Annotated in this window: 13 protein-coding genes; 4 read left to right on the top strand and 9 right to left on the bottom strand. The window is 42.4% G+C overall.

Going from position 1 to position 15570, the window contains the following annotated elements:
- Positions 1 to 122: 122 nt before the first annotated feature.
- A complete protein-coding gene (locus FLL45_RS17720) occupies positions 123 to 1367 on the bottom strand; it encodes an NAD(P)/FAD-dependent oxidoreductase (RefSeq protein ID WP_142943387.1) in 1245 nt (414 codons plus the stop codon).
- 241 nt (positions 1368 to 1608) lie between these two features.
- Between FLL45_RS17720 and FLL45_RS17715 the strand changes: the two genes are divergently transcribed.
- The gene (locus FLL45_RS17715) at positions 1609 to 3915 is read left to right on the top strand and encodes a hypothetical protein (RefSeq protein WP_142943386.1); all 2307 of its coding nucleotides are present in this window, start codon (positions 1609 to 1611) and stop codon (positions 3913 to 3915) included.
- 24 nt (positions 3916 to 3939) lie between these two features.
- Here the strand turns inward: FLL45_RS17715 and FLL45_RS17710 are convergent, their stop codons facing one another.
- Entirely contained in the window at positions 3940 to 4599 is a 660-nt protein-coding gene (locus FLL45_RS17710) for a pseudouridine synthase (protein WP_142943385.1), read from the bottom strand.
- A gap of 94 nt (positions 4600 to 4693) precedes the next feature.
- On the opposite strand from FLL45_RS17710, the gene FLL45_RS17705 reads away from it, so the two are divergent.
- The gene (locus tag FLL45_RS17705; protein ID WP_210247229.1) at positions 4694 to 6739 is read left to right on the top strand and encodes a glycoside hydrolase family 97 protein; all 2046 of its coding nucleotides are present in this window, start codon (positions 4694 to 4696) and stop codon (positions 6737 to 6739) included.
- 29 nt (positions 6740 to 6768) lie between these two features.
- Here FLL45_RS17705 and FLL45_RS17700 read toward each other — a convergent pair whose 3' ends face one another.
- From FLL45_RS17700 to FLL45_RS17675, 6 genes are read right to left on the bottom strand one after another with little or no spacing between them, the layout of a single operon-like run.
- Positions 6769 to 7434: an HAD-IA family hydrolase gene (locus FLL45_RS17700; protein WP_142943384.1), complete on the bottom strand. Its 666-nt coding sequence runs from the start codon at positions 7432 to 7434 to the stop codon at positions 6769 to 6771.
- 8 nt (positions 7435 to 7442) lie between these two features.
- Positions 7443 to 8384: a tyrosine recombinase XerC gene (xerC, locus tag FLL45_RS17695; protein ID WP_142943383.1), complete on the bottom strand. Its 942-nt coding sequence runs from the start codon at positions 8382 to 8384 to the stop codon at positions 7443 to 7445.
- A complete protein-coding gene (locus FLL45_RS17690; RefSeq protein ID WP_142943382.1) occupies positions 8365 to 9114 on the bottom strand; it encodes a DUF484 family protein in 750 nt (249 codons plus the stop codon). The genes xerC and FLL45_RS17690 overlap by 20 nt, the downstream gene beginning before the upstream one ends.
- Positions 9111 to 9938 (bottom strand): diaminopimelate epimerase, encoded by an 828-nt coding sequence (gene dapF / locus FLL45_RS17685; protein ID WP_142943381.1) that lies wholly within the window; start codon positions 9936 to 9938, stop codon positions 9111 to 9113. Before dapF ends, FLL45_RS17690 begins: the two co-directional genes overlap by 4 nt.
- The gene (gene lptM, locus FLL45_RS17680) at positions 9931 to 10137 is read right to left on the bottom strand and encodes an LPS translocon maturation chaperone LptM (protein ID WP_142943380.1); all 207 of its coding nucleotides are present in this window, start codon (positions 10135 to 10137) and stop codon (positions 9931 to 9933) included. Before lptM ends, dapF begins: the two co-directional genes overlap by 8 nt.
- A gap of 57 nt (positions 10138 to 10194) precedes the next feature.
- Positions 10195 to 12963: a class I adenylate cyclase gene (locus FLL45_RS17675; RefSeq protein WP_185964531.1), complete on the bottom strand. Its 2769-nt coding sequence runs from the start codon at positions 12961 to 12963 to the stop codon at positions 10195 to 10197.
- Between the two features lie 89 nt (positions 12964 to 13052).
- Here FLL45_RS17675 and FLL45_RS17670 point away from each other — a divergent pair, with 89 nt between their 5' ends.
- The gene (locus FLL45_RS17670; protein WP_142943378.1) at positions 13053 to 13829 is read left to right on the top strand and encodes a GGDEF domain-containing protein; all 777 of its coding nucleotides are present in this window, start codon (positions 13053 to 13055) and stop codon (positions 13827 to 13829) included.
- A 79-nt stretch (positions 13830 to 13908) separates the two neighbouring features.
- Here FLL45_RS17670 and FLL45_RS17665 read toward each other — a convergent pair whose 3' ends face one another.
- Positions 13909 to 14427, bottom strand: coding sequence for a c-type cytochrome (locus tag FLL45_RS17665; protein ID WP_246075857.1), 519 nt, complete (start codon positions 14425 to 14427; stop codon positions 13909 to 13911).
- Positions 14428 to 14651: 224 nt separating this feature from the next.
- On the opposite strand from FLL45_RS17665, the gene FLL45_RS17660 reads away from it, so the two are divergent.
- On the top strand, positions 14652 to 15569 hold the full coding sequence (locus FLL45_RS17660; protein ID WP_142943377.1) for a type IV pilus biogenesis protein PilM: 918 nt from the start codon (positions 14652 to 14654) through the stop codon (positions 15567 to 15569).
- Position 15570 lies beyond the last annotated feature (1 nt).

Below are 15570 nucleotides of genomic sequence, written 5' to 3'. Positions count from 1 at the left end.
AATGCTTATTGAGAGTGATTTGCATAATTAGCGTGTTACAAAAGTTCGCGGATCATTTTGGATGGGTGCACTAGGCACCCATTTATTCACTGACTCACTGCTTACCGCAACCGGATAGCGTTTTAAACAAAGCGACGTACATCAATTTCAGGTCGCACCCTACCCTGCTTGCCAGTTATCAAATCGCAGACAATTTTACCGGTAACCGGCGCTAAAGTTACGCCAAGCATCGCATGGCCCGTTGCGACGATTAGATTTTCGAACTGATTGCAGTGCCCTATCATGGGCAGGCCATCGGGTGAACAAGGACGCAACCCTGCCCAGCTCTCAGAAATATCAACCGTGGTCCAGTCAAAATCATTAAAAAAACGACTCACTGATTTCAAAATGCCTTTCACTCGTCTCGGGTTAATACCGAGATTGATACCTGAAAATTCCATGGTACCGCCGAATCGAATTTGTTTGCCGAATGGCGTGATTGCAACCGCCCCTTCACTCAAAATCATCGGCGTATCCAATTCCCATGGATTATCTAAGGTTAAACTGTAACCCTTACCTGCTTGCACTGGAATTGACAGTTTCAATTGCTGACCTAATTGGCTTGACCAACTTCCTGCTGCCATTACCAGTTGCTCAACATGATACTCGTTGTCGTGACTGATAACTTTAGAAACGGTGTTGCCGTGGCACTCAATTCGAGTCACTTCACAATTTTCAACGAGCTCAACCCCCTTGCTCTTCAATGAATGATATAAGCTTTCTATTAAGTGGCCAGGCTGAACATGAGCATCTTCAGGAAAGTAAACGCTTCCAGCAATATTAAAATCCATACTCGGATAGCGATCGGCTAGCGTTTCTCTGGATACTTCGGACGCTTTCAGTCCTAGTTGATTTGCATCGGCCAAGACTTCTCTTTCATGGGTCATTCCTTTATCGGTCTGGCAGAGTACATAGACCCCTTTCTCCACTAAATCGATCGGCTTGTTTAATTCTTGATTAAGCGCTACGTAGAGTTCACGCGATTCTAAACAGAGGGAAAGCAAGGCTCGTTTAACATTGCTGACATGTTTTTCTGTACAGTGTCGATTAAATAGCCATAGCCAAGACAATAGTTTCATGTCTAACCGAGGGTGAATATAAAATGGGCTTTCCGGATCAAACATCCACTTTAGCCCCTTCTTCACCATTCCAGGCGCAGCTAACGGGATAAAATGGCTAGGTGAAACATAGCCGGCACTCCCAAGAGCACAAGAGCTTCCAATAGTTTTTTGGTCGATAAGGCGCACTGAAACACCTTGTTCGGCGAGATAGTAAGCGATCGCCAATCCGATAACGCCACCCCCGATTATGGTCGTTTTTTGGGTCATTTTTATTGTTTACTCGCTATATCTAAAGCCAAACTCAAAGTTTTTATCCGGTTGTCGAAGTTATCGAACGACGCTCAAATACTAATCGATCATGCCTGAGATTGATATATCAAAAAGTCAGTAGATCTCAACGGTAAGTTACAGTATCGCTAAGCAATAATGTTGGGCTTGTTGTGGTTTTGTACTAAGCTAAGAGATAACAGACTAATAAAACTAACAAACGCTTAACACTGTAGCTTTAATGAAAGCGAAATCCTTTGTCGACTCAAATTTCTTTATTTTTATCATGGCCTTTTTCTTGGGCTGGTGCGTCTATTCGCTCAAATTAGTCTCTATTATCAAATTACTCGGTGAATTAGATTTTAGTTTCTATCCAGTTTTGATGTTAATTCAGGGGGCCTCACTATTTGTCTCGATGAAAATAATGATTCGGGTCAGCGAAAAAAATGACAAAATTTTCTATTTGATCGCGTTGCTTGCTGGTTTCGCCGTGGTTTACTTTACCAGTAATTTTACACTCAATAGCTGGGCACAAGGTCGTTACGGTTGGGCTTATTCTTGTGCTGTTTTTATGCTGAGTACTTTTATTATTTTAGCTATCGATATCACCACCCGAATGATCGTTACCAGCCAACTCTCCCTTTTAGAAAATCCTAACTCATCGGCGCACGCCTGTTTCGCTCTTGAAATTGGTGTAATATTTGGCGCAGTAGCAACCTTAACTATTTCTCGCTTTGTCGATCCAAATGACTGGTTAACTCCAGTGCTTATGATTGTTCCATTTTGCATCGGTTTGTATTGTTTGTTGATTTTAACCCGCAAAAAATCAGCTGCTAATGAATCGCCGCAAAGTGAAAAAATTGAACATGCGTTAGAACTTCATAAGCAAAATCTTAAGAGTAATATCGGGCGCTTCCTACCGCTGATGGTTGCTATCGTCGCTATTGCACTGATTTGTAAGCAGCTACAAGGATTTGCTGTATTTGTCGGGCTTAAACAATGGCAAGCCTCAAGCCAACAGCCGATAGCAGAAATCTTTTCGACTTTAGCCATAATCCAAAATACGCTTGTTTTACTCTTTCTTATCCCCTCTTTCTTTTCACAAAAAAAATCGACCCAGTGGACGCATGGGTTCCGTTTTTACTTTTTAATACAAACCGCTTCGATGTTTTTCATCAGTGTGTTTTCATTTGCAGCGACCCTAATCGGCACCGGAATATTAAGAAAGATTATTCAACGGGCATTTCTAAACCAATTATTTAATCTATTACTCGCGTCAATTCCTAAAGGGATTCGTTTTATTATCAAAAGCCGTTCTCAAAAATATGGGCAATCAATCGCCTACGCTTCACTTGCCTTGCTCAGTTACCTGGCCATCAATGATTATATTGCTTTCCAAGCGGTATGGTTTATCACCGGATTGATCGCCCTTTCAGGAGTCGCTGTTTTGTACTTTTTGGTGAGAAGGCTGAATGCATTCCATTATGAGAATATTAAAGAATTTAGTAGCTGTCCATTTAACGTATACGAAGCAATAAGTTCTTGTTATGCGCTTTCAAATAAAGACGCGACTCAATATGCCAGCCGACTATCCCCACTATTCGAGCAGGAAAAAATTCCTTTCATTTTAAAAAAGTCATTACTCCATGCTATCGGTGAGATGAGAAATGAAAATTCGATTAACTTCTTATGTGACTCTTTTTATCGCTATCCGAGAGAAGATGTACAGCTCCAAATACTGATCGCACTAAACAATTTTAAACACAAAGAAATTGACCCATTTTTTCTCAACGTTTTAAAAAACACTATGTACTCGGATACACAGAGAGGCGAACTTAAATCCTCTTTCTGCGAAGTTATTGCCAAAAGGTTACCCCAAGAAACGATCAAAATGACTCAAGATATTATTGATAGTAATCCTGAGGATATTAGAATAACCGGTAATGCCATTGACGTATTGGGTAGTATCGCAACGCGTCTTAATTCGAAAGAAATTTGTCAATATCTCGCAAAATTTTTGGCGCCCGAATATCCCCGTCGGATCAGAATTAACACCATCAAACACCTTTATCATCAGGCACAATATCGACAACAGATAGATGAAATTATTCTTAGTGTCCACAATTCAACAATTCTTGAAGATCGATGCGGTGCCGCTTATTTATATGGGGTGCTTGGGATCAAGCAGCATTTAAATTATATCGAAGCCCTTAATAAAGAAACTAACAATCGCAACGCGACGGTTTTACTCAGTTTGCTACGTCTTGATCAAGAATATGTTATCCGCGAAATAATTGATCTTATTGACGAAGCCACCACTCAAGAAGCAATGGTCTACATCAATCAGATCTATCGGTTGGAAGATGCAAGACTTCGCTATAAAATATACTTCGCCATGATTGAATACTATCCACAGCATACCAATGCGGTACTTAATCTCATGCGACAGAGTCAAAAGAATTTTGACGAAGACCGATTAATTATTATCGAAGAAGCGCAACGAAAAGGTATTCAAATTTCGGAAGATTTAATTTATCCAGCGAGTTAACGAAGCAATCGATAATCGATCTTGTTAAAAAGGAATTGGGCTCTCAAAGGTCAAAATTTCATTAGTTCGTGGATGCAATACCGATAGCTTGTGAGCGTGCAAATGTAATCTCGACGAAGCCAGCAATGCATCGCCTTTTGCATAAAATTTATCGCCAATGATGGGATAACCTAGCTCGGCCATATGCACCCTCAACTGATGTGAGCGCCCGGTAATGGGTGTCAATTGAACTCTCGAATGGTTCGCATTACTGTCTGAATCGATAAGCTTCCAGTGAGTTATCGCTGACTTTCCAGTCTCAAAACAAACTTTTTGCCGAGGTCGCTTAGGCCAATCTACTATCAAAGGGAGTTCAACTGTTCCAGAATTTTGCGCCGGTCTTCCCCAAATATCGGCAATATAAGTTTTCTGCGTGGTTCGCTGCTGAAATTGTTTTGATAGGTGGCTCAGTGAATTGCGATTAAGGGCCATCATCATAATACCAGATGTTCCCATATCTAAACGGTGAACAACCCCAATATTCGGCCACACTAATTCACAGCGAAATTGTAAGCTATCTTGATGGGCTCGCGCTTTACCGCGAACCGACAGAAGACCACTCGGTTTATCACAAACAACAATATCCTCATCTCGGTAGATAATGGTTAAATACGGATTAATTGGCGGTTGATAGTTAAGCAACATAGAGATGAATACGTATGCAGTTAGTTGAGTGATAATTCGCAGAATGGTTAATCTAGGTAATATTGCGATTAATTACAATAAGGAACACCAATTCATGACCAACCCAAGGAAGTTTCTCCTCCTCATCTTGACCGGTTTCTGGCTTTTATCAAGCAATAGCCTCAACGCTAAAAGTGTTTCCGTTTCTTCTCCGAACCAATCAATCGTTTTCACGCTATCAGATGATAATAGCTCACCGCGTTATTCGGTCAGTTTTAAAGGTCAATTAATCATCGAACCTTCAAACCTTGGGTTTACATTTGCAGACAGTCCGGCACTTTCGCAGGGCTTAGCCATATCAGATTATCAATTAAGCCAATCAGACAGCACTTGGCAGCAACCCTGGGGAGAGTCGCAATTTATCCGAGACCATCATAACGAACTGATGGTGAAGCTGGAAGCACCGAACAATCCGAGCCATCAATATACACTGCGAATTCGAGTGTTTAATGATGGGTTGGGATTCCGATATGAGGTTCCCGCGATCTCACAAAAAACTATTTTAATCACAGATGAGCTGACTGAATTTAAATTCGCTCATTCAGAAAACTATCAGGCGTGGTGGATCCCGGCACAAGGATGGAACCGCTATGAGTTTCTCTATCAAAATACACCATTTGATAAAATCGATCGCGTTAATACACCTTTCACAGTAAGAAACAAAAGCAACGTTCACGTTAGCATCCATGAGGCCGCGCTCACAGATTTTGCTTCAATGACATTGGATCAGCGAAGACCAGGAACCTTTAAGTCATCGTTGGTTCCTTGGTCAGATGGTATCAAAGTAAAGAAGTCTGGTGCGTTCAGCACACCTTGGAGAACCATTCAGTTAGCCAATAGCGCTAAAGGATTACTTAATTCACAGCTTATTTTAAATCTGAATGAACCGAATAAACTCGGTGACGTGAGCTGGGTAAAACCAGGAAAATATATTGGAATTTGGTGGGGAATGCACTTAGGGGTCAATACCTGGGGCTCAGGAACGAAACATGGTGCGACAACCCAAGAGGCAAAACGCTATCTCGATTTCGCCGCAAAGTATGGCTTCGATGGTGTGCTTGTGGAAGGCTGGAACATCGGTTGGGATGGCAGCTGGTTCTCCAATGGCGACGTATTTAGCTTTACTCAAGCTTATGATGATTTTGATCTAAAGGCGGTTACTGATTATGCGAAAAGTAAGCATATTAAACTAATTGGTCATCATGAAACCTCTGGCAGCGTGACCAATTACCGCAATCAAATGGCGGACGCCTATGACCTTTATCAACAATTAGGGGTTACCCAAATTAAAACAGGCTATGTTGCTGATGGGGGCAATATTAAGCGTCTCGATGAAAAAGGCCGCGCTATTAAAGAGTGGCATGATGGCCAGTTCATGGTTAATGAATATTTATTTTCAGTTACCGAGGCTGCCAAAAGGAAAATTAGCATCAACACTCATGAACCAATCAAAGATACCGGATTAAGGCGGACCTATCCGAATTGGCTTTCTCGTGAAGGCGCTCGCGGGCAGGAATTTAATGCTTGGGGCTCACCACCCAATGATCCAGCGCATACCGTTAATCTGGTATACACGAGAATGCTCTCTGGTCCGATGGACTTTACTCCGGGTATTTTCAACCTTGCCTTTAACGGCTTGGATGCGGAAAACCGAGTGCAAACAACGCTCGCGAAACAGCTTGCACTTTATGTTGTCATTTACAGTCCTATCCAGATGGCGGCTGATTTACCTAAGCACTATTTAGAACGGTTAGACGCCTTTCAATTTATCCGCGATGTTCCGACTGACTGGAAAACATCAGTCGCTTTGAATGGTGAAATTGGCGAATGGGTTACGTTGGTTCGCCAAGATAAATACAGCAACGACTGGTATCTGGGTGCGATTACCAATGAGTTCGCACGAGAAATTAAAATCGAACTAAACTTTTTGGATAAAGACAAACGCTACTTAGCACAAATCTATCGAGATGGTGACAAGGCAGATTGGAAAACCAATCCATACGACTATATCATCGAAGAAAAAACAGTTAGTGCAGAAACGGTTTTAAATTTTAAACTTGCCACCAGCGGTGGTGTGGCGATTCGATTCAAAGCCCTCTAGCAACTTTGCGATGATAACTAATAGCCGACCTACTGAGTTAAATATTTTTCAAAGTCGGCTACTGTACTGTCGATCGTATTACCTTCATAAAATGGAGCAAAATGATAAAAACTCACCCCGGCATTTTTAGCTGCCAAGCCATCTTTATCCAAGCTGTCACCAATATGTAACACTTGCGATCGCTCGAGGCTAAAATCATCAAGAACCTTCAATAGCATCTCTGGTTGAGGCTTTGCTCGAAAACCTTCAACAGGGGAATAGTTTTTACTAAAAAACTGCCCAATAGAGAGCTTATTCGGATCGCAGTTACCATTGGTTACCGAGACTAAAGTAAATTGTTTCGCTAAGCGCTCCATCATGGTATGGATCTTTGCTGGCACAGCAGCATTGGAACGGGCAGTGAGAAATATTTCTAGTGCCTTGGCTGCAACCGATCCGGAATCTTCAAGATCTTGGCAAATCTCAGTGATGGCAACTTGACGCATTTGTGTCATGTTCTCCATAGATGGATCAGTCGACTCCATTAGCCGATGACGGATCTCATAAAAATTCTGTAAATCAAACTCACGGTTTTGTCGATTAAATTCGTCTGCTAAGAATTGATTACAAAGCCGCTCAGCTTCGAATAATACGGGTTTGTTATCATAGAGGGCATCATCCAAATCAAAGCTGATTAGTTTTATCGTTGAAGCCATTGTAAAACCTATTTTTTTGCTCTTGGATGAGCCTTATCATAAACCGATGCAAGTTGTTGAAAATCAAGATGCGTGTACACTTGAGTCGTTGAAAGATTGGCGTGACCGAGCAACTCTTGCACAGCTCTCAAATCACTTGATGATTCAAGAAGATGAGTTGCGCAAGAATGGCGAAATTTATGCGGATGTATACGACCATTAATCCCTACCATCTTTCCCCAGTATTCCATACGTTTTTGAATGCTTCTTGGACTCAGTCTCGTTTTGCGTTGGGTAACGAATACCGCATTCAATTCATAACCAGCCAGCCATACGCTGCGAATCGTTAGCCACTCTCGAATGGCCTCTAGCGCTTTTTTTCCAATCGGTACGATACGAGTTTTATTCCCTTTACCGATAATTCTTGCTGTCGCATCATTAAAGTCGATATCTTCAACATTAAGTCTGACGAGTTCGGCCAGACGTAATGCGCTGGAATAAAACAGCTCCGCAATGGCTTTGTCGCGAATACCGATATCCTCGCCGTCATCAATGCCTTCAAGTAATGCCGATAGCTGGTCGATTTCGACGGTTTTTGGTAAGGTCTTTGCCGCTTTGGGTGCTTTTACCCCCTTAGCGGGATTAAATTGGACGAGTTCTTTGACGATTAAATAGTTAAAAAAACTCCGACAAGCAGATAGTAGCAGAGCTATTGATTTAGGCGACATGCCTTGGCGATGGTGAAAGGCACTGAGTTGCCTGATGTGGATTGTCTTGACTTGCGACCAACGCAAAATTGAGAGGCTTTCAACAAAGTTTAATAGCTTTTCTAACTGGCGACGATAATTTTTGGCTGTCAGTTGTGAATAATTTTTTTGCTCGCACAGTTGTGCAAGAAATGCTGTCGCAGGTTCTGCTAACTCAGTGGCAAAAGCCTCTATCGATTTTGACTTAACCTTGGTTGATCTCATAACGACTGGTCAAATGCGCCACTAACTTTGCAATCAGCTCGATAAACAAAGTGCCCATGTCAGGATCAAATCGAGCAACATCTTGACTTGCTAGCGCCAGTAGGCCTTTCTCGCACTCATTGCCCAAAGGAATCAAAGCAAAAGACTGCAATACTTCAGCTTTTTCTCCAAATAAAGTTGTTTTTGCATTCAGTTCCAGACGTCCACATAAAGGTTCACTGTCCGGAAATTGGCAATTAAGAACGCTTTTAATTTCTGCCGCATCAGCGACTCGCTTAATATTATCATTCTGAGGGTACTCACCGACCAAGACGAGCGCCGCATCATCCAAGTCAAAGTCTTGTTTCAACATATCAATAATTTGAGTCGTTAATATTGCAAAACTTTCAGCTTGAAGGAGTGTCAGCATAAAGTGATTACACTGAATCAGTAGTTGTTCGTTACTGTGAGCGGCTTGCAACATCTCTACTAATTGTCCTTGCATCACCTGATTACGATCACGCAAAACCTTAATTTGGCGCTCAACTAACGATGTAGTCTGGTCGAATCCGTGATTGAGCTCAATATGTCCCAAAAGTTGCGGGTTTTTGGCTAAAAAATCTGGATTGTTCACTAAATAGTTCTTAACCTGCGCTTCTTCCATCAAGCGGTTTAGTTGGCTGCCGCTTCCTCCTTCTAACGCTTGTAGATTGGTTATTTTGGCCGACCCTGGTTGGTTAGATGTTTTCATAGATCAATATATCCCTGATAAACGAGCTCTGCCGGCCCCATCATTTTCAATGATTCGCCGTCTCCTGGCCAATCAATATGAAGGTGCCCCCCGGGCAGATAAACTCTTATTTTTTGATTCATATTATGTTGTAAGCGAGCAACAACCGCTGCTGCGCAAGCGCCAGTACCGCAAGCTTGAGTTTCACCAACACCTCGTTCAAAGACGCGCAACCTAACTTCGTCATGAGCGATTTTTTGCATAAACCCAATATTTGCGCCCTCAGGGAACAAATTGTGTTGAGTAAGCGCTCCGCCGATGCGATCAACCTCTGCTTTCTCGACGTCATCAACCGTAATCACACAGTGTGGATTACCCATCGATACCGCGCCAAACTCATAACTAACGCCGTCTAAATTGACACTGTATCGGATATCTTGCTGCGCGTATCGCATTGGTATCGTGTCCGGTGCTAACTGTGGAACCCCCATGTCTACGCTAACCAAGCCATTGCGCATAATCTGCAAATTCATTAAACCGCGCATCGTACTCACACGGATCTTGTGCTTCCAAGTCAGCCCCATGGTTCGCACAAAACGCGCCAAACAACGCGCTCCGTTACCACATTGTTCGACCTCTTTGCCATCCGCATTGAAGATTCGATAATGAAAATCAACATCAGGTTGCTGCGGTGGCTCAATCAACAATAGCTGGTCAAAACCGACACCACGATGTCGATCGGCAAGTTTTCTGACCTGACCTTCGGTGAAGTAAACTTGTTGAGAAACGCCATCGACCACCATAAAGTCATTGCCTAAACCATGCATTTTGGCAAAACTAATCATTATTTTTATTTTCCTTTTTGTTGGCTGGGAGTTGTTGTTGGCGAGCTTGCTGCTCAATCTTCTCGGCTTCGGCGCGCTTCTCCGCCACCTCTGATGGACTGATTAAGGCACCTTTTTGTCCGCAGGCTGCGACTAACAATAGGAACAAACTGATTGATAAGAGTCGATTTCTCAAGGTACTAGCGTTTTTTTTTGGCATGTCTCCAATTCTCAGTGTTTTCCCGCAGAAAATCAACGAGTAATAGTGGACCAAGCTCTAATGACGCGTGAGTTTACTTAAGGCATTGGCTAGTTTCTGTTCAATCACTCGTTTGTGGCGGAGCAAATCCATGACTCTGACCCCTTGAGAAACACTTGATAAGTCGATATTAGTGATAAAAATGGGATATTGACGCTGCGATTGTCGTTTGCCTAAAACGAACTGCGCCAGCTTTCGATACACTAGCTCGCCAAAATCTTGATATCGAAATACTTCTTCATCGATATACAAATCATAACGAACTTTATCCTCTGTATTTCTCACAGCAATCGCCAATATCGCTGAGTATTGATTCGCTAAATCTTGATGTGAATCTTTAATTCGTTGTAGCCGAGCATTATCTTCATAACTTATATCAGCGTACCAAAACATCAAATACGGCATTGGCGTATTCCAATTACCAAGCTGATGTAACATACCGTCGTAAAATTGCTGATAATGATTGACTAGTTGCTCTCGAGATACGCCAGAATGAACTTGATAGAAAAAATTACCAGCAGGGTCTTTGATAACCACTTGAAAACTATTTTGCGCAGTTTGCAAAATGAAACATTGATAATCGACTTCAGCGGGTTTGTTTAATAGCCGTATAATAATCGCTGGCAAATCAAGATTATCATCGTGGAAATACTGAATCGGTTCTTTCAAATGATTACTCAACCCGGTGAGTAATTGTTTTGCATAGCGAAAGCTTTTGTATTCAACTTGCGTCTCAAAAAAATCGATCAGCAAAAATTGGCTCCCGTAAGACATTAAATAACGATTCGTTCGCTGCTTTCGTCGACTATCCAATCTTAACCGGTTCCATTGGTGCAGCATCTTAAATAAACGTTTTTTGTGCTTCGCTAAATTAGGGATCTGTTGCGCAAACAATTGGATCTTATCTTCTTGGTTGGTTATCACTTGCCGATAATCAAAAAAGAACTCTATCCAGGCGAATTCACCACTGTATTTTTTGCTGCCATACTCACCCCATGAATTTACCCAAAAAACATCAAACTGTGAGAATAAATTAACTCGGTTTTCTCCCCAACAAAATCCATCTTCTTGGTTTGCAACACTATAAATATCAGACTCTTTTTCAACTTGTAACGGGTCAGTTTCGGTATTAAGAAAGATACCTAGCGTTAAGATTTTGGCACTTTCCCGGAAAGCAGTTTCATCGATTTGCGGCTGAGAATTACGAACCAAACTCGCCAAGTTCCTGACGATCTCGGCCGCCAGCGAAAAATCATAAAACTCGTCGTCAGAGTAGACCTGAAAAGTACTATTACGATTTAACATCTCATTACAAACACACCAGGCTAATGCCACGAAAAATGACTCTGAAGTATAAACTGGCGCAGTATTATTCAACTGATTTTTGCGGAGTGCCCCTAAAAAAACCCGCCAGTGATTCCCGGTCATTTCTAGCGTTATTGCTGACTCTTGAACATCTCTGGCTATACCAGTGTTGATACGATCGATTTTGCCCGCTCTTTTTTCAAAAGTGGCATAAAGCATTCTGCCAAGAGTTACTAACTCCTGTTGACTGACCTGATTGAGCGCTCCTTGAATTCTCGCAAAGTTACTAATAAAGTGGTAAGAATGATTAAGCTCTCTCACTAGGTCCACACGCTCACGAATTACTGTATCGATTCGCCAATCACTCCGACTATTGTATTCATCTAGCGTTTTTTGCTTCCAGCGCCAATTTTCAACCAAAAACTTCATTTGTTGATAACGCCAGTTGTTAGGTTTATCGCGAGCTAAGTCAATTTTAGAACCGGCTTTTAAATAGAAAGCTCTCCGCAAGAAACTCAAACGTGCGGGTTGATCGGCTAAAAATGATTCTGCCGCTCGGAACATCATTAAATAAGGATCCAACTTCTCGATCGAATCTTCTTGGCTATAAACCATTTGTTTAAACTGATCAGACAACAAAGATACTTCGGGAAACTCGCGAGCATATTTTTCAATCATCAAAAGTTTCAAAGAAGATTTATAAGGAGACGCTATCGCCTTAAATAACTGCCACAATGCCGCACTAAAAAACTCCGCCGCAGGGATTTGACCCACTTCTCCGAAGTCAATCCAATCGAGAGCATCAATATGTTTATCTTTCACCAAGCGGTTGGCATATTCTCGATAATTTTCCTCTGGCGGAATTATCCACCAGAGCGGCGTCCGACCGCACAACCACACCGCGGTTCGATAAAACTCATCTAGCAACAGATAGTTTTGAGTATCCCCACAGCTATCTTTGGTGAGGTATTTCTTCGCTTGTTGAGCAAACTGCTTTTCATAGACCAAATAACAATTAAGCTCCACACCTTTGCTGGACATCCATGCACTTATCAGTTGCGTTTTTTGGTGCAACTTGGTCATCTCTATCGCGCCAAGTCTTTCTCCAAGACATACCCAGAGATCCAAATCACTACGAAATGATTGACCTAAGGTGCCGATACTACCCATCAAATATAAACCAGCGAGCTCAAATTTAAGGTATGCGCGTGACTCATATTTGAAACTTCGACTAACCGTTCGCGCGATACGTTTTTCGAGTGCGGTCGGTGAATAGTTAGGAAGCCCACAAGGCGTTGATTTATCAACGTAGCCCGGCAACATCGGGTGGTTGACGTGAAAAAGCAAAGGTAATAATTTAATGCTGTCGGCTTGTGTGAGATTAAATCCGTCTAGCATCCTTAACAGCCGTTTTTCGCTCAGAGAGAGAAACCTTCGCTGGATATTGATAATATGCTTTCGATCGATGGATTTTTGGGTCACATTTTTGCGCTTTGTTAAGGACAACTACTATAATATTGTAGAAGCATTTTTATCCTATATAACAACTATTACCGCTAGCTGAGTGTTTTATGTCTTTTGACCAATCAGAAATTTTTCTCAAATCGCCGCTTGGGATTCTCGTTTGTGACGAAAACCAACGAATCACCTGGTGTAATGAGCGGTTCTTGTCTGACACCCAACTTGATGAATCGCAAGTCGTTGGCCAGCTTTATGCGGCACTTCCGGTTGAGGCAATTGACAAAAAAGGTCATCTGGTCCAGCTTTTTAGCGAGAGCGTCAGCGACGAGGTTAAATTACTCCACTGGCATCAACCAGTTGATACACCTGCAGGTGGTCAGGCCCACTATTTTGCCAAGCAAAGGAACCAAAAAGATAAACTCAGCTTGGCCGCTGCAAAGTTAGCGGGTGCCAAACTGGCCAATCGAGCGAATTGGGTTGAATTTCTTGATTATGAGGTCAGCCGCAGTCGGCGCTACGACAACCCCTTATCGGTTCTAAAGTTACAATTACTCGTGCTAGAAAAGCCAGACTCGGTCGCTGATGAGACTCTCCATCAAACCATCAAAGACACCTTAACTGATGAGCTGCGCTGGGCAGATATGATTGGGCATACCGATCAAGGAACATTTTTAACGGTACTCCCAGAGACCCCTGAAAGTGCGTTGGTGAATCTTGAAGAGAAGTTACGTCGATCTATTACTCGCCAACTGGCGTTTGTCGACGCTTCAATGAAATATGAAATTGTATTTGGTGAAGCAAGCTGGCGAAAACACGACGACAGCCAGTTATTACTCAAACGAGCAAGAGATTGCTTAGTAAAAAGGTTGGAAAAGCTGATTGAATAAGTGAGCGTTCAGTTGCAGGCAATAAATAGCGATAAAAAAAGCCGGGAAAAACCCGGCTTTTCATTATAAAATCATATACTTAGTTCAAAGCGCCTAACATGTGAGTGACCGCCGCTTTAATTTCATCATCACTACAATCAGCACAACCACCTTTAGGTGGCATCGCACCAATACCGTTGATAGCGTTCATGTTCAATGTTTCTTCGCCTTTACCGATACGATCAGTCCAAGCAGCCGCATCAGCAAACTTGGGCGCGCCAGCGACGCCGGCAGTATGGCACATAGCGCATTTTTGATCATAAATGGTTACGCCATCTCTTGGGCCACTCGCTTCAACAACCGCTGGCTTTGCGACAGGCACATCGTCACCCGCGCGATAAATTTTCCCCGTTGGCGCTGTACGCTCTTTAACTTTGTGATCGCTTTTATGATCCGCTGATACGGCACCAGTAAAAGCTACTGCTGCTGCAATCAATAAAACTCGCAATTTTGACACTTGATTGACTCCCCAAAATGGAAAAATTGACCGTAAATCGACTTTTTCAACACGGTCACTGAATTTTGATGGTGAGATTATAGCCGACTTGCTACTATTCACAACTGATCCTTGACCAAATAATACTAAAATACCGTAAATTCAAAGATTTACTGCATTTTTTTAATTATTTACTACAATATAAGTGGTATATTACTGGGAACTATAGGGTTTTTACTAAAAAATGCCGAAAAATTAGCGGTATTCGACGCCCAGATCGATAAAATAAACCCGCCCAGTTTTGGCATTTTTTGGCAGTTAGGGAAACAGGCAATAGCTTAAAAAACGTGAAAATATTCTCCAAAGACTCACTTGATGAATTTTTAGTCGCTTTAGTGGATGAGCGCAGCTGCCGTCTGCAGCAGCTAAAATGGCATGAAAACAGTCTCCAACAAATCAACGCTGGTCAATTCGACTTTAATGGTCATGAAGATTTAGCCAGTCAATTCGTCGATTGGACCCGTAGCAACGGCATAAAAAATGCCGATTGCCGATGGATACTTAGCCGCAACCTTTATCAAACTTATCAAATCGACCCGCCCAATGTGTTGCCGAAAGAAATGGATGAAGCAATCAAGTGGCAAATCAAAGAGATGTTGGAATATTCGATCGACCAAGCGCTAGTCACCCACTATCGACCGGCCTTTAAAGAAGGTCAATCGGAACAAATTACCGCAGTAGCAACCAGTAAGGCACTAGTCGAGTCAATCATCGACGCTACTCATAAAACGGGTCTGGTGTTTACTTCAATTGATATTGAAGAGCTGACAATCGGACATTCACTTGTCGATAGTCTCGGTGACGGCCAATTGGTTGGTTTTATTGGAGAAGATATCAGCGGGTTAGTGTTTAATTTTTACCAATCAGGCGGCTTAGCCTTCAGTCGGCATAAAAAAGGTCGCTTTTTACCCAATAGCCACCAGCAAGAATTTAGCCTAGAACAGGAACAAGAAGCCGAGCAAGAGACTTTTCTACTCGAGACCCAGCGAACGTTAGACTACGTCGTCAGCCAAGTTTTCAGACGCCCTATCGACAAAATATTGTTGCAGGAGAACTCCGAGAGCGATGCCAAACTGGCGGAAGTGATTCGCCAGATTACTGAGCTCGAAGTTAATTTAGTCGCTCCCCCGGTCTTCAGTGATAACCACGAATTAGTGAAGCCAATGCTCGCTGAAATCGGTGCGGCCATGCGAGGAAATCAGTAGC

Origin of the sequence: Aliikangiella marina, assembly GCF_007004765.1 — a bacterium.
Classification (GTDB): domain Bacteria; phylum Pseudomonadota; class Gammaproteobacteria; order Enterobacterales; family Kangiellaceae; genus Aliikangiella; species Aliikangiella marina.
The sequence above is the reverse complement of the archived record's forward strand: the minus strand, read 5'-3'. Positions and strand labels throughout refer to the sequence as shown.

Coding starts and splice junctions, on each gene's coding strand:
- FLL45_RS17720 (WP_142943387.1), bottom strand. CDS start 1,367: ATGACCCAAAAAACGACCATAATCGGGGGTGGCGTTATCGGATTGGCG.
- FLL45_RS17715 (WP_142943386.1), top strand. CDS start 1,609: ATGAAAGCGAAATCCTTTGTCGACTCAAATTTCTTTATTTTTATCATG.
- FLL45_RS17710 (WP_142943385.1), bottom strand. CDS start 4,599: ATGTTGCTTAACTATCAACCGCCAATTAATCCGTATTTAACCATTATC.
- FLL45_RS17705 (WP_210247229.1), top strand. CDS start 4,694: ATGACCAACCCAAGGAAGTTTCTCCTCCTCATCTTGACCGGTTTCTGG.
- FLL45_RS17700 (WP_142943384.1), bottom strand. CDS start 7,434: ATGGCTTCAACGATAAAACTAATCAGCTTTGATTTGGATGATGCCCTC.
- xerC (WP_142943383.1), bottom strand. CDS start 8,384: ATGAGATCAACCAAGGTTAAGTCAAAATCGATAGAGGCTTTTGCCACT.
- FLL45_RS17690 (WP_142943382.1), bottom strand. CDS start 9,114: ATGAAAACATCTAACCAACCAGGGTCGGCCAAAATAACCAATCTACAA.
- dapF (WP_142943381.1), bottom strand. CDS start 9,938: ATGATTAGTTTTGCCAAAATGCATGGTTTAGGCAATGACTTTATGGTG.
- lptM (WP_142943380.1), bottom strand. CDS start 10,137: ATGCCAAAAAAAAACGCTAGTACCTTGAGAAATCGACTCTTATCAATC.
- FLL45_RS17670 (WP_142943378.1), top strand. CDS start 13,053: ATGTCTTTTGACCAATCAGAAATTTTTCTCAAATCGCCGCTTGGGATT.